Raw genomic sequence first — 15,167 nt, forward strand, 5'->3', positions numbered from 1 at the left:
TGCGTGATGGCAGTCAGCAGCGGGTGAGGCGAACATGACGGAGTCCGCGGGCTATCTCGGGCGCGGCTGGGCGTTCCCGCCGCAGTTCGGGCCGAACGGCTCCGACGTTGCCACCGTCGCCGGCGAGGACGATATCGTCCAGAGCCTGACCATCCTGTTCGGCACCGCGCTTGGCGAGCGCGTGATGCGGCAGGATTTCGGCTGCGACGTCTCGCGCTACATGTTCGAGGAGATCGACCAGACGCTTCTGACCTCGATCCGCGAAGCGGTGTCCGACGCGATCCTCTACCACGAGACCCGCATTCGCCTTGACGGCGTCGAGGTCACCGGCGACGGCCAGACCCCAGGTCTCGTGCTGATCGCGATCCGCTACACCGTCCGCGCCAACAATTCGCGCTTCAACATGGTCTACCCCTATTACCTCAACGAGGCAGTGAGAGCGGCACCGTGAGCGACGTGATCGTCATCGATGGCGACATGGCCACCTTCCAGCCGAGCTTCGGCGCGGCGACGGTGGTCGTGCGTCCCGGTCCGATCACCGCCAGCGGCAAGGCGAAGGTCACGGGCAAGCTCGCCTGCGTCGGCGGCGACGAGAGCAGCGTCTCGGTCGCGGGCTGCATGTACACCGCCGGCCCCTATTCTATACCCGGCACCGGCACGCTCACGATCGCCGCGCTTGCCGGCAACCAGCAGGCGCAGACCTCGCAGACCGGCGGCAAGAAGCTGCTGCTCAAGGGGGGCACCTTCACCGCGCGCTTCACCGTCAACGTGCCTGCCATGCAGCCGCCGCCCGGACCGGGCTCGCCGATCCCCGATCCGACTCCGACCTACAGCGGCAGCGGCAGCTTCGTCGCTACCGATACGACAGTGAAGGCGGGCTGAGCGATGGCCGACACGCCCACCGAGATCCCCTCGCCCCGCCGTGACGGCACCAGCCAGTTCGCCCGGCTGCAGGCGACGCGGATCATCTCGGACCGCTTTCCCGACGGCGTCGGCGTCGACGAGCGGACCACGCGTGACCTCCTGGGATTCCTGCGCGGCTATAGCGAGCACGTCATCTATTACGATGAAGGCAACGACCCGGCCGGCGACTGGTCGGGCCTGCTGGGCGAGTTGAGCGACGACGAGATTCTCGCCTTCATCGAGAACCCCTCGGCAAGCGCGGACGACCGCCTGCGCCGGCCACATTTCGTGCTGCTGCTGGCGCTGTTCAAGCTGCTGGGCACCGCCCGCGACGCGTTGAACGGGCTCGTCCCCCGCCATCTCGACTACTATTATCGCGACGTGCTGCGGCTCTTGCCGAAGCCGCCGGTGCCCGACCGCGTGTTCGTGCTGTTCGATCTCGCCAACGGCACCCAGGCGACACGGATTCCCGCGGGCACGCGGCTGCCGGCCGGACGCGATGAAGCGAAGCGCGAGCGCTTCTTCCGCACCGATGCCGACGTGGTCGTCAATCGCGCCAGGATCGGCCGGCTCGCGACCGTCTTCACCGACAAGCTGCTGATTGGTCTTGCCGAAGCGCGTGACCCCCGCAAGGGCGCGCTCGGCACCAAGGAGGACCGCTTCATCGCGATGCTTCGACTCGCGCTGGGCGAGCCCGCGCCGGGGGGCCGCTGCCGCTCTATGCCGGCAAGCCGGTCACCTACCCGCTGCTGCAATCGCTGGCGGCGCTGGTCGCGTTCGCGCCAAAGACGCTGCATCTGCAGCATTACGAGCTGCGCGAGCTGATCGAACGCAAGCGGACGCGCGACAATGCGGGCACCGACTGGGCCAAGATCAACGCGATCCTGCAAGCAGCCGGCCGCGACGCGCGCCACGATCCGAACTTCGTGCTCAACCCGGTCAATCCGCGCGACTTCAATGCCAACCTCGCCACAGCGCTCAACGGCGCGCCGAGCTTCGCAGGCCTGACCGAGATCACGACCGTCGACGATCTCTACGTCCAGCGCTATCGCAAGGACGTGCAGGACGCGATCCAGCAGAAGCTGCACATGGCGGTCGCGACCTTCGTCACGATGATGGATCTGAAGCGCGGCTCCGATGCCGATTGGCGCGTCATCAATGGTCTGCTTGAGCACGCCGGCCAGGACGCGCGCAACGATTCGACATACCGGCTGAAGGTGACGGATCCCTCCGATTTCGCCGCGAACATGAAGGAGGCGATCGGGACCATCGATTTCACCCCGACCGGCACGACCTCGATCGAGACTTATGCAGCCGCGGTGCGCAATCTCGAAGCCTACATGTTCATGCCGGCCGAATCCTTCGCCGCTGTCATGGCGACCGCCGATCAGCCGGAAGCTGGAGTCACCGAGCACGCCTGGCAGATGGTCTATGACGCGCTCGAAGATGCCCTGCAGAAGAAGGTATTCGCCGCGCGTCGCGATACGCTGCGCAAGATGCGCGAGGCGGCTGCCGACCCCGCGGCCGGCCTCAGGCTCATCCTCAGCGATGCCGCCGGCGCGTCCGCCAGCATCGCGACGGCCCAATTGCTGGAGGAACTGAAGGACTGGGTGACCGCCGCCGACCTCGGCGTCCTCAAGGCGGTTGCCGATGCGCCGAAGACCGCGACGTCGGAGCAATGGAGCCAGAGCTACGACATCCTCGAGCGCGCCTCGCGCAAGCGCACGCAACTGCCCGACCCCAAGCCGCAGCGCCAGGACTGGCTCAATCTCTACGCCTATGCCGACGCGCGCACGGTGCATCCCAGCGCTGAGCTCGACACCCGCTGGAAGACCTTTGGCGCAGCGCCTCCCGTTCAATCGCAAGACCAGCCACCGCCTGAAACGATCGGCCTCGTGATCGGGTCACCGCTGTTCGCGCTCAGCGCCGGCACGCGGCAGATCACGCTCATCTTTGGCTGTATCGATGATGGCGGCGGCCCGATCGTGGTCGGGGCGGAACAACCCTTCTCGGTCCAGATCAGCACGGCCGACGGCTGGCTCACGCTCGGCGCCGACAAGATCGAGGTCACGGGCGATGCCAGCATCGACTACGGCAAGCTCGATGACGTCGCGCCGGTCCCGGGGACGACCAAGATAATCAGCCTGCGCGTTCGCCTGACGCTCCCCTCCGCGCTCCCAGCGGTCGCGCCGCTGCCGGCGGATCAGGCGCTCGCCTCCTGTCCCTGGCCGGCCGTCAAGCTGATGCTGCGCCAGATCTGGGACGGCACGCTCGGCCGCTGGGTGATCCGCTACGCGCGGCTGCGCACGCTGCGGCTGGCGCGCATCCACATGCGCGCGGCCGCGGGGTCCTATGTCGAGCCGGCCAGGAGCGGCGAACCGCTTGGTCCGCTGGTGCTGGAGAACGATCTCGGCCCGCTCGACGGCAAGCGGCCGTTCGAGCCGTTCGGGCCGCAGCCGGATGCCGGCGCCATGCTGTGGATCGGACATCCCGATCTGCACAACAAACGGCTGCGCGCCCTCAAGCTGCGGCTCGACTGGATGGGCGGCCCCTCCGATCTCGACGCGAACTATGCGGGCTACCCGAAGGATATGAAGGCGATCAGCGCGCAGATCGGCCTGATCGACGGCCCGGTCGTCACGCCCCAGGCCTCGGCGGGCGCGCTGTTCGTCTCCACTAAGAGGGGACGAACGGAGACCCTGAAGCAGGACGCCAGTCAACCGCAGACGCTGGAGATCGCAACGGTCAGCGATGCGTTGCATCGCTACACGCTCACATCGTCCGGGACGGCGACGGCGCGTCATCTGCCGCATGCGCTGCGGCTGGAGCTGTCGACGGGCTTCGGCCACCGCGACTATCCCGCGCTGGCCGCCAGCAAGGCCATCGCGCTGGCCGTCGACACCGCCGTGTTCGCCAAGAACGGCGGCACCATCAACGCCGCGAACTACACCGTCGGCCTGCCCTACACACCCAAGCTGAAGTCGCTCACGCTCGATGTCCTCGCCGGCCACGAGGTCCGCATGGAGGCCTACGAGCAGGGCCCGGCGACCGACATGCTGTTCCATTTGCACCCGTTCGGGATCGCCGAGGCCAGCGCCGCCGCGAGCGGCTTTCCGCTGCTGCCCGATTACGGCAACGAAGGCGAGCTGTTGATCGGCCTCGACGGCCTGCGGCCTCCCGAGACGCTCTCGCTGCTGTTCCAGATGGCCGAAGGCAGCGCCAACGTCGACGTGGAACATTCCCAACCCCGCTGGAGCGTGCTCGATCAGAACGGCTGGGTCGATCTGCCCGGCGAGGCCGTGCTGCAGGATGGCACCCGCGGGCTGATCAACTCCGGCATCATCACCTTCGCCCTTCCCCAGGCGACGCCGGATGCGCGGCTTCCGCTGGGGCCGTATTGGCTGCGCGCCAGCGTGCCGCTCGGCGCCGGCGCCGTGTGCGACAGCATCGCGATCCATCCGCAGGCGGCGCTCGCCACCCGCGAGCTGGCCGATGCCGGCGCAGTGGACCTGACCCCGCTGCCGCCCAAGACCATCAAGGCGCTGTTCGCGCCGCTGCCCGGCGTCGCTGCAGTTCGCCAGCCCTATGCCTCGTTCGGCGGACGGCCCGCGGAAGATCCCGCCGGCTTCTATGCCTCGGCGAGCGAACGTCTGCGGCATAAGCAGCGCGCCGTCACCGCGTGGGACTATGAGCGTCTGGTGCTGCGCCGCTTTCCCGAGATCTACAAGGTGAAATGCCTGCCGGCCACCTCAAACGAGGCAGCGATGGACCGGCGCGACGCGCTGGGCCTGGTCAGGCTGATCGTGATCCCGAACATCCGCGGCAAGAGCCTGTTCGATCCGTTCGAGCCAAAGGCCTCGTCGGCGCTGCTCGCCGATATCGCAGGCTTTCTGGCGCCGCTGCTGCCCGGCTCGGCGCGGCTCAGCGTCGAGAACGCCAGATATGTCCAGGTCCGCATCCGCGTCGGCGTGCGCTTCGTCGACCAGAGCAATCCGGCGCTGTGGAAGCAGCGGCTGAACGATGACCTCAACCGCTTCCTGTCGCCATGGGCGTTCGACGACGGCGCCGACATCATGATCGGGCGGCGCATCTTCGCCAGCAGCATCGTCAACTTCATCGACCAGCGCGACTACGTCGACTACGTCGCCGGCATCAAGCTGTTCTCCAGCGAGGACGGCGAGACGTTCACGCTGGCGACGCCGGGCGGCCCGGACGGCGACAGCGTCGGCTCCGAGCGGCCCGACGCGGTGCTGGTCGCCGCGCGGCGGCACGAGATCGATCTGATCGCCGACGAGATCTACCCGGCCGATCAGTTCAAGGGCATCAACTACATGAAGGTCGAGCTCGATTTCATCATTGGCTAGCGGTTCACACGTGATGGCGGCAACGAGGTTTTAAATGAACATCGACGACAACAAGAAATCCCGGGCGGCGCTCAAATCCTATTTCGTCAAGAATGCCATCCCGACCGAGCAGCAGTTCTCCCAGCTGATCGACAGCGTGCTCAACCAGCGCGATGACGGCGTCATCAAGCCCGCCGGCGGCGAGCCGCTGTCGATCGAGGCGGTGGGTGACGCCGAGAAGGCGCTGAACTTCTACATGCAGATCTCCGATCCCAGCCCCGCCTGGACGCTGTCGCTGCGTCCGCGCGCGAACCCGGCCGACCCCCAGACCGGCAAGCCGGGCCTGTCCTTCAACGATCCCAATGGCGTGAGCCGTCTCGCGATCAATGCCGCGACGGGCTCGGTCGGCATCGGCGTCGTCGAGCCGAGCGAGGCGCTCGAGGTCAACGGTCGCATCAAGGCGGCGCAGCTTGCGATCGGCCCGTGGCCGGCCAACCCCGGGCAATATGGATTCATCGGCGTGACGACGCTGAAGCAGAACATCGACCAGAACTATGCGCTGCTGCAGAGCGCGTCCGGCACCGACCTTGGCACGACCTACCTGAACTCGCCGACGGCCATCCGCCTGCGCATCAAGAATGGCGACCGCATGATCGTGACGGCGAACGGCAATGTCGGGATCGGCACGGTGTCGCCGGCGAACCTGCTCGAGGTCGCGGGGGTCGCCCGCTTCGGATCCCTTGGGATCGGTCCATGGCCCGCCAACCCCGGCTTCATGCATGTCGGCGTGACCACCCTGAACCAGGGCGACGGCGGCAATTACGCGCTGCTGCAAGCCACCAGCGGTGATGGCATGACCTTCGTGAACTCGCCGAGCGCGGTGCGTCTGCGCATCCGCAATGACGACCGTCTGGTGGTCGATAATGGCGAGACCACCTCGTTGAGGCCGTTCAAGACGGTCGGCGCGCACACCATCAAGATCGGTCATCCCTCGCCCAATGGCCGCTACGGCAATGACGGCATCCGCGGCGAGCCCAACCTGTGGCTCGACTCCTCCGGCACCGTCTTCATCAAGCAGGGTTTCCAGGCCACCGGTCTCGACGTTGCCGAGCGCTTCCCGGCCGCCGAGCCGCTGGTGCCCGGCGACGTCGCGGTGTTCGACGAGCACGATCGCAAGATCGTCCGCTGCGATCGCGCGGTGGATCGCCGCGCGGTCGGGATCGTCTCCGGCGATGCCGCCTTCATCCTGGGGATCGAATCCGAGGAGGTGCCGATCGCGCTCTGCGGCCGTGTCGCGTGCAAGGTCGACGCCGACGTCGCGCCGATCGCCGCCGGCGACCTGCTGACGACGAGCGCGACCCGCGGTCACGCCCAGAAGGCCGAAGATCCCGCCACTTGCGCCGGCGCGATCATCGGTAAGGCGCTGACGTCGCTCGCCAGCGGCAAGGGCGAGATTCTCGTCATGGTCCATGGGAGGTGAACATGTTCGTTGTCGGCACGACCAACCCAACAACTGAAGGCCAGCCCGAAACGGAGGCATCGAGCATGGAAGCGCGCCTGAGGGACCGGCTGAGCCAGCTGCGCGAGGAATTCGCCAACGGCCAGAGCCAGCTGCTGCAGGCCGAGGCGCGCGTGCGCGACCTGCGCGAGACGCTGCTGCGCATCAGCGGCGCCATCCAGGTGCTGTCCGAGGAGCTCGGCGAGAGCCAGGAAGGATAGACGAACGTGGACGCGATCTCGATCGCCACCGGACCGCCGGAGCATCCGCTGCTCGACTTCACGGCCCTGCTGCGGCAGGGCCTGTCCGAGCTGGAGCGTCTCGCCGGCGACCAGTGGACCGATTTCAACGCGCATGATCCGGGCATCACGCTGCTCGAGGCGATGTGCTACGCGCTCAGCGATCTCGGCTATCGCACCTTCCACCCGATTCCCGACCTGCTCGCCGAAGCAGGCAAGAACACCGCGACCGGCCTGTTCACCGCCGCGCAGGCGCTGACCTGCAGGGCGGTGACAGCAGATGATCTCAGGCGCGTCGTGCTCGACGTTCCCGGCGTCAAGAATGCCTGGATCGTCAGGGCTGACGGCACGTCGCCGCCACTCAGATACGATCCTGCCGCCAGGACGATCGCCATCGACCGCAAGTCCACGCCGTCGGCGAACAGCGAGCCCGTCGTCCCCCGCGGTCTCTGGCGCGTGCTGGTGGAAAAATCCGATCTCCAGGGCCGCGACGCGTCGGTCATCCGGCTCGATGTGGCAAGGCGCCTTCATGCCAATCGGCCGCTCTGCGAGGATTTCGACGACATCGTCATGCTCGACCCGATGCCGGTGGCGGTGCGCGCCTCGGTCGAGATCGGCGAAACCGAGAACGGCGCCGACGTGCTGCTCGGCATCTTCGAGCGGGTCAGCGCGCTGATCTCGCCCTCCATCGGCTTCCTGCGGCTCGACGAGGCGCTCGCGCGTGGGGCGCGCAGCGATGAGATCTTCGAGGGGCCGCCGCTGCTGCGCGGCTTCATCGACCGCGCGACCCTGCCCGGCGCCGAGCGGCGCGTGGCGCTGCATACGTCCGACGTGATCCACGCGATCATGAGCGTGCCGGGCGTGCGCGCCGTCCGCTGGATCCTGCTGGCGCGCGCCGGCAGCCCGACCGGCGAGCCGTGGTCGCTGACGCTCGACGAGAGCGGCGCCGCGCGGCTCGATCTGACCGCCAGCAGCATCGAGCTCGTCAAGGATCGCCAGCCGGTCACCGTCGACGTCGCACGCGTGATCAGCACCTTCGATACGCGCGCGCGCACGGCCAGCCTGTTCCCCGCGCTTGACGCCGGCGATCGCGACCTGATCCCGCGGCCCGGGCAAAAGCGGGATGTCGCAAACTATCTGCCGCTGGAGACCGACCTGCCACGGCTTTACGGCGTCGGTGACGGCACCCTGCCCGACTCCGCCGACGACGCGCGCAAGGCCGCGGCCAATCAGTTGCGCGGCTATCTGGCCGTGCTCGACCAGCTGCTGGCCAACGAGTTCGCCCAGCTCGGTCATGTCGCCTCGCTGCTCAGCATCAATGACGACTCGGCCGGGACCTATGCCGCGCAGCTCGTCGGCGACGATCCGGATCGTGATTCCATTCTCGATGTCGACTTCGGAACCGAGAAGCTGGCCGAGATCATCGAGCCGCCGGGGGCCCTGAACAGGCGCAACCGGCTGCTGAACCATCTGCTCGGACGGTTCGCCGAGACCGTGACCGACGATCCGCAGCTGCCGGGAGCGCCGCCGCCGCCCGATGCGGACACCGCGACCGCGCGTCTCCTGGAAGCCAAGCGCGAATTCCTCGCGCGCATGCCCGAGCTCGGATCGGCGCGCGGCACCGGCGTCGACCTGCTCACACCGGGATCATCGCCGGCGCTGATCGACCGGGTGCGGCTGCGGCTCGGCTGGCCGTCGGACACCGATACGAAATTCCTGCTCGTCGAGCACATCCTGCTGCGCGCGCTGCCGGAGGACGAGATCAATGCCCTGCCGCTGCTCGCTTCGGCCCCGCGCGACGATCCCTGGACGGCGCAGCTCACCTTCGTGTTCCCGTCGCGCCTGAAGGAGCTCGAGACCATGGTGCAGCGCATCGTCCGGGAGGAGACACCGGCCCATCTGACCGCCTATCTGCTCTGGCTCGACGCGGCCTCCTTCGCGGCCTTTGCGGCAACCTATGACGATCTCCTGCTGGCGTTGCGGCAGCACCGGTTTGCCGACCGGCTCGGCGTCAAGCCGGCCACTGCAGGACCCTCGCCATGACCGGCCCGACCAGCAGCGGCACGGTGCTGCGTCTGCGCGAGGCGCGCAATCGCATGCTCGACGCACTCAGGCTCGGCGAGACCTATCCGGTCCGCGATCTCCCGGTGCCGAACGAGCGGCTCACGGTCGCCTTCAACGACACCGCCGCGATCAAGGTCGAGAGCAGCGAGAAAGGCGTCGACTACGGACTGCGCAACAAGACCGGCGATGCGCTCGGCGCCGTCGTCAAGGGCACGGGCAGCGCGGTGGTGCTGACGACCCCGCCGATCCGCGACGATATCACCTTCACGATCCATGCGCGTGCGCCCAGCGGACGCGAGGCTGACCTGCTGGAGACAGCCGGCGTGAAAGTCGGGCTCGACGCGTCTTTGGCAGCGATCCTGCTGCCCGCGGACGGGCCGTCGCCGCGCGTGCTCGATTACAACGCCGCCGTGACCGTGCGCCTGCCCGCGAGCCAGGACGGCGTCGACTACCGGCTGGTCCGCTTCGCCGGCGGCGATCCGGCCCATCCGGACGACGTGGCTGCGGCCGCGCAGGACGACATCGTCTCGCTCGGAAACCAGACGGTTCGTGGCACCGGCGGACCGATCGAGCTGCCGAGCAAGCCGCTGCAGGCGGACACCGAGATCAGGATCCGCGCCACCAAGACGTTCGATGCCGCGCTGGCGCGGCCGCCGCAGACCAACATTCTCGCCATTCGCCTGCGCGTCTACGTCAAAGCCAATCCGGATCTGGTGCTGACGCCGGAGCCCGGCGCGATCGTCGACTACCAGGCCGTGCCGAAGATCAAGCTCGCCGCGGCCCAGAGCGGCGTCGACTATCGCGCCGTGATCTGGCCGCTTCCCGACGCGGCGTTCGCGCAAGGCGCGGCTGCCGGGCCGGGCCTGCTCGCCGTGCCCGTGCCATCACAGCCGGACGCGATGATCCGTCTGCCATCGCTTGCGGCGGATCCGAGTGTCGTGCCGCAGGGTTTCACGCTCGGCATCGACTGGCAGCCCGGTGGCAATGCCGACCTCCGGCTCACGCTGCCGGCGGCGACCGCCGACAGCGTCATCGCGATCGCGGCCCGCAAGGCCCACGCGACCGGCACGGCCTCGTTCTCCTCCTGGATCTGGCTGCGCCAGATGCCAGCCGTGCTGGTGCGCCCGAATCCCAGGCCGGAGCTCGGCGTCACTGTGACGCTGGCCGGACAGGCGAGCGACGGCGCGATGACGCTCGCCGGCGGCCAGCCCGGCGTCTTCTACACGCCTCGAACCAACCCGGCCGCCGGCAATATCCTGCCGGCCTATGTGCACCAGCGCAGCCCGGACGATCCGAACGCCAGCAAGGGCATCGGCGCGCTCGAGCTGGAGGTCGACTTCGCCGTGACGCGCGAGGGCCAGCCGCCGCTGCCGCCTGTCGTGGACACCGGCGCGGCCGCGATCGGCTCGTCCTGGACCGTCGCTGCAATGAAGGCGCAGAGCCGCATCGGCATCGATCTGCCGAACCCGGTCGTCATCGCCGCCGTGCCGGCGGCGCAGCTGACCGCCGCACTGATCGATCGCGGCGGCACGGCGCATGTCACCGTGCCCGCGAGCACAGCGAGCGACAGCTACGCCCTGTTCCAGGAAGCCGCACCGAACGATGTCGCCATCGGCGCGGCCCGCGACGGCAACGGCCAGGCGCTCGACTTCGCCTCGACCGCGATTGCCAACGACACGGTGTTGGTGCTGTCGGCGACGAGCAAGGCGCCGATTCCGGTGCGGCGGCGGCTGCGCTTTGTCGTTGCCGTGAAGCCGGATCCATCGTGCCCGGTGCGGGCCGCCGATGCAGCGGTGCCGGCCGGCAACCGCACGCGGATCCTCGTCGACAGGACCCAGCCCGAGATGACCTATCAGCTCGTCGCCGCAGGCGCATCGATCGGCGCGGCGCAGCAAGGCAATGGCGACACGCTCGCCTTCATCACCGATCCGATCAACGCCAATATCAGCTTCTCGATCACCGCGACGCGCATCACCCCGCCAGCCGCGACGGTGACGCTCTCCGCGACCGCCCCCGTCACGCTCAAGCCGAATTAGGAGCCTCGATCGCGCCGCCATGTCCCAGCGCCACACCATCCATCGCGAGATCGTCGAGGTGACCGTCGGCAGCGCCGCGAGCGCCGCGCGCATCAGCGCCGCCGTCTCCGACGCGATCCGCGAAGCCGTGACGCCGCTGCTGGAGCGCCTGTTCGACGAGATGACACCGCGGGCCGAGTTGATCCGCATCGACCGGCTCGAGCTCGATCTCGGACGGCTCGATCCCGCCACGCTGCCGCGTGATCTTCCGGCCCAGATCGCCGCGAAGCTTCCGGCTGCATTGCTGCAATCGGCGGCGACGGCGCGCCGGACCGGAGATCCGTCCAGCGGCGCGGGACAAGCCGGCCGGACCAAACCCGACGCCGGCGCGGCGCCGCTGCTCGTGATCGATCATTTCGTCGCGACCGGCACCCTGCCATGGTGGTGCGACGGTCGCGATCGCGACCTGCTCGACCGTGCCGCGAACGACGCCCTGCGGCGATCGCCCGCGGGGCTCGCGCACAGCCTGCGCGGCTTCATCAGCGATCCCACCGCCATGAACCGTCTGATCGGCCACCTCAGTGAGGCCACGCTGGAGCGCATCGTTGCTGCGGTCGCACCGGACAGCGCCGCCGGTCTGCGCGAGCTGGCAACACTGCTGGAGCACGTCGCGATCGGCGATCTCACGCTGCGGCAGCAGCGACTCGCGCGCTGGCGCGGATTGCTGCAGGCAGCGTGTGCCGGGCCCCGCAGCGATATGGTCGAGACGGCCCTGACGGCGATCGCGCTCGCAGCCGGGCTGCCGCTGAGCTCGTTGCTGGTTGCGATCGAGACAGCAGGCCCTCCGTCAACAACGGCCATCGCGGCTCGTCTTGCTGAACTGCGGAATCGTCATTCCGCGGTTATCGCCACACCCTTGCGCTACTGGCCGCAGGATCCGCACCTCACAGCTCTGCACGCCGAACTTGCACCGCTGGCGGCTCGGCTGCCCGAACCGGACCAGCCAGCCTGGGCCGCCGCGTTGGCGCGGCTCGCGCAGGCTCCGACCGGACCAGCCTACGAGTCCGCATTGTCAGCCGTGCTCCAGCCGCTGCGCCAGGCCGGACTGTTGACCGCCGCCGAGGCCGAGCGCCTGCGCGCCCGACGGTCCGCGTCCCCTCGCGCGCGTGAGCACACCGACCTCGAGGACTCCCACGCCGTGATGGCCGCCGGCATCTGCCTGCTCTGGCCGTTCCTGCCGCGCCTGTTCGCGCGCTGCGGTTTGCTTGACGACAAGCAGACCGGCTTCGCGAGTCTCGCCGCGCAACAGCGCGCCGTGCTGCTGCTGCACCATCTGGCGACCGGCGAAAGCGATGCACCAGAATTCGCGCTGCTGTTGCCGAAGGTGCTGTGCGGCCTGCCGCCGTTCGACGCTTGCGAGATCGCCGAGCCGATTACGGCCAACGAGGCGGCTGAGACCGCGCAGCTCCTGGACGCCGCAATTGCCCATGCGAGCGGCCTCGGCACGATCTCGCCGGCCGGGCTACGCGAAACCTTCCTGATGCGGCCCGGCCTGCTCGGCACGCGCGATGGCGCGTGGCTGCTGCGGCTGGAGCAGCGGAGCACGGACGTGCTGCTGGAGAGAATTCCATGGACCCTGCAATGGCTGCGATTGCCATGGATGCAGGCAGCGATGCGGGTGGAATGGTGAGCGCGCTGGAGCAGAACGCAAGTGATCTGGACGCCGAGCTGAACTGGCTCGCGCAGCTGATCGATGCGCGCTTCAAGCTGTATTTCAACCTCGACGGCGCGGCGCCGGCTGCGCCCGAGCCGCCCGATCTGTCGAACTCGGCCTCGCCCTACGCGGCGTTCCTGCGCGAGCACGCTTGCGATTTTGCCGAGCGCGTCGCGCTGGTGCTGGCGCTGGCGCCGCATCTGCGGCCGCAGCTGCTCGACGTGTTCTTCACCCGCAACCAGACCTTCGACCGCCGCTTCGCCGAGTTCGGCGGCGTCCGCAAGGACGCCGACGGCGACTTCTGGCCGACCGGCGAGACGCTCGCCTTCATCATCGGCGGCACCGACCTCGCCACGCGCTTCCGCCTGCAGGCGCTGTTCGAGCCCGACCATCCGTTCGCGCGGCGCGGCCTGTTGCGCGCGGCGACCTCCGGCAGCGACGAGCCGGCGATGAAGGCGCGGCTCGCTCTGTCGGACGATGCGCTGGCGCTGTTCACGCGCGGCGAACAGCGTCGGCCGAGCTACGGCGCGCATTTCCCGGCGCAACTGATCGAGACCCGGCTCGACTGGAGCGATCTCGTGCTGCATCCGGCGACGCGCCAGGGCCTCGGCCAGATCGAATCCTGGATCGCGCATGGCGACACGCTGATGCACGATTGGCGCATGGCGGCGAAGCTGCGGCCGGGCTATCGTAGCCTGTTCTACGGCCCGCCCGGCACCGGCAAGACCATGACAGCGTGCCTGCTCGGCAAGTCGACCGGACGCCACGTCTATCGCGTCGATCTGTCGATGGTGGTCTCGAAGTTCATCGGCGAGACCGAGAAGAACCTCGCTGCCGTGTTCAATCAGGCCGAGGGGCGCAACTGGATCCTGCTGTTCGACGAGGCCGACGCGCTGTTCGGCAAGCGCAGCGAAACGCGCGACGCGCATGACCGCTACGCCAACCAGGAGATCGCCTTCCTGCTGCAGCGGATCGAAAGCTTCGACGGCATCGCCATCCTCGCCTCCAATCTGCGCGACAACATCGACGATGCCTTCGCGCGCCGCTTTGAATCCGTGATCTACTTCCCGTTGCCGCGTCCCGAGGAGCGCGAGCTGCTCTGGCGCCAGGGCTTCTCCCCAAAGGCGCAATTCGCCGACGACCTGGATTTCGGCAAGATCGCCCACGACTACACGCTGTCCGGCGGCTCGATCATGAACGTGATCCGCCTCGCCTCGCTGCAATCGCTCAAGGACAATGGCCGCCCGATCGGCCGCGACGATCTGGTCGCCGCGATCAGGAGCGAGATGATCAAGGAAGGGAAGGCTGCATGAAGCAGACCGCAACGCGCAGCGCGCCGCAGCGCCACGCCGCACCACCGCGCCGGGGTGTGGCCTTGACCCCGCCCGTCTCCTTCGCGTCTGGGGCAACCGCGCCGATGACGCTGCAGCGGAGTTGCAGCTGCGAGGAAACCGGTGAGACATGTCCGCATTGCGCGGCCAAGCGCATCAGCCTGCAGCGGCTCGGAACAGGCGTGCCGCCGCTCGGGCTGCCCGGTGCCGTCAGTGACGTGCTGCGAAGCCCCGGCCAGCCGATGCCGCCCGCGCTGCGCACACGAATGGAAGAGAAGTTCGGCCAGGATTTCTCGGCCGTGCGCCTCCACGCCGATGCGCCGGCGCAGAACTCCGCCGCGGCGGTCAGCGCGCGCGCCTACACGGTTGGCCGGGACATCGTGTTCGGCCGCACGGCACCGGACCTCGCCAGCTCGGCGGGCCAACGGCTGCTCGGTCACGAGCTCGCGCATGTCGTGCAGCAGTCGCGCGGCGGCGTGGCGGCCGGCATCGATCCCTCTCCCGCGCTCGAGGCCGAGGCAAAGGGAGCGGGCGACGCCGTGGCGAGCGATGTGTCGGCGGATGCGGGTCCGATCAGCGTGGCAGGCCGTTCGCCGGTTGCGCTTGCCCGCGATCCCATTTCGCCAGGCGCTCCCGGCGAAACGATGTACGAAGTTCCGTTCGCGGACGGGAAGAAGCGCGTCACCAAGGCCGAGTATGAGGCGATGAAAGCGCGGAGTGCGCAGCACCTCCGGATCGATCTGAAGCGCGTGTCGGATCTCGCCAATATCGGCCGACAGAGTCAGGTCGACATGCTTGCCGAGTATCACGGTGGGGTGGAGTCGCTGAGCGACGTCTTGCGCAAGCCGAAGGCGCTGATCGGCATAGGCTCCGACATCTGGGGGAAAACCTCGCCGCCTTATCTCGGCATGTGGTCCCATCCCGTGCATGCCGCCGAGCTCGGACTACGTGCGCTCGAGCGCGGCGATCTGCGCGAGGCGGCCATCATGCTTCAGCGCGCCAACGCACATTATCGCGACGCGATGCATGAATGGAACGGGTATCGCGAGAAGACGATCGG

The 15,167-nt window shown here is 68.4% G+C and carries 11 protein-coding genes; all 11 read left to right on the plus strand.

The features are described from left to right. The first annotated feature begins 34 nt into the window (after positions 1 to 34). Positions 35 to 451, plus strand: coding sequence for a GPW/gp25 family protein (locus BRAO375_RS08940; protein ID WP_009027140.1), 417 nt, complete (start codon positions 35 to 37; stop codon positions 449 to 451). Further along, positions 448 to 882, plus strand: coding sequence for a contractile injection system spike tip protein (locus tag BRAO375_RS08945; protein WP_009027141.1), 435 nt, complete (start codon positions 448 to 450; stop codon positions 880 to 882). The genes BRAO375_RS08940 and BRAO375_RS08945 overlap by 4 nt, the downstream gene beginning before the upstream one ends. Before the next feature lie 3 nt (positions 883 to 885). After that, positions 886 to 1,728, plus strand: coding sequence for a baseplate J/gp47 family protein (locus BRAO375_RS08950; RefSeq protein ID WP_009027142.1), 843 nt, complete (start codon positions 886 to 888; stop codon positions 1,726 to 1,728). A gap of 101 nt (positions 1,729 to 1,829) precedes the next feature. Beyond that, positions 1,830 to 5,267: a baseplate J/gp47 family protein gene (locus tag BRAO375_RS08955; RefSeq protein WP_009027143.1), complete on the plus strand. Its 3,438-nt coding sequence runs from the start codon at positions 1,830 to 1,832 to the stop codon at positions 5,265 to 5,267. 34 nt (positions 5,268 to 5,301) lie between these two features. Continuing rightward, positions 5,302 to 6,726, plus strand: a complete 1,425-nt coding sequence (locus tag BRAO375_RS08960) for a hypothetical protein (RefSeq protein WP_009027144.1) — start codon at positions 5,302 to 5,304, stop codon at positions 6,724 to 6,726. A 65-nt stretch (positions 6,727 to 6,791) separates the two neighbouring features. Beyond that, the gene (locus tag BRAO375_RS08965; RefSeq protein WP_244423141.1) at positions 6,792 to 6,965 is read left to right on the plus strand and encodes a hypothetical protein; all 174 of its coding nucleotides are present in this window, start codon (positions 6,792 to 6,794) and stop codon (positions 6,963 to 6,965) included. A 6-nt stretch (positions 6,966 to 6,971) separates the two neighbouring features. Then, the gene (locus tag BRAO375_RS08970) at positions 6,972 to 9,026 is read left to right on the plus strand and encodes a baseplate wedge protein (protein ID WP_009027146.1); all 2,055 of its coding nucleotides are present in this window, start codon (positions 6,972 to 6,974) and stop codon (positions 9,024 to 9,026) included. After that, on the plus strand, positions 9,023 to 11,083 hold the full coding sequence (locus tag BRAO375_RS08975) for a hypothetical protein (RefSeq protein ID WP_009027147.1): 2,061 nt from the start codon (positions 9,023 to 9,025) through the stop codon (positions 11,081 to 11,083). Before BRAO375_RS08970 ends, BRAO375_RS08975 begins: the two co-directional genes overlap by 4 nt. Positions 11,084 to 11,102: 19 nt before the next feature. Beyond that, the gene (locus tag BRAO375_RS08980; protein ID WP_009027148.1) at positions 11,103 to 12,752 is read left to right on the plus strand and encodes a contractile injection system tape measure protein; all 1,650 of its coding nucleotides are present in this window, start codon (positions 11,103 to 11,105) and stop codon (positions 12,750 to 12,752) included. Next, positions 12,704 to 14,089, plus strand: a complete 1,386-nt coding sequence (locus BRAO375_RS08985; protein ID WP_244423142.1) for an ATP-binding protein — start codon at positions 12,704 to 12,706, stop codon at positions 14,087 to 14,089. Before BRAO375_RS08980 ends, BRAO375_RS08985 begins: the two co-directional genes overlap by 49 nt. Further along, positions 14,086 to 15,167 (plus strand): eCIS core domain-containing protein (locus BRAO375_RS35660; RefSeq protein ID WP_201767532.1); only part of this gene is annotated, 1,082 nt, incomplete at its 3' end. The genes BRAO375_RS08985 and BRAO375_RS35660, both read left to right, overlap by 4 nt.

Source organism: Bradyrhizobium sp. ORS 375 (assembly GCF_000239775.1).
In the GTDB taxonomy this organism is placed as follows: domain Bacteria; phylum Pseudomonadota; class Alphaproteobacteria; order Rhizobiales; family Xanthobacteraceae; genus Bradyrhizobium.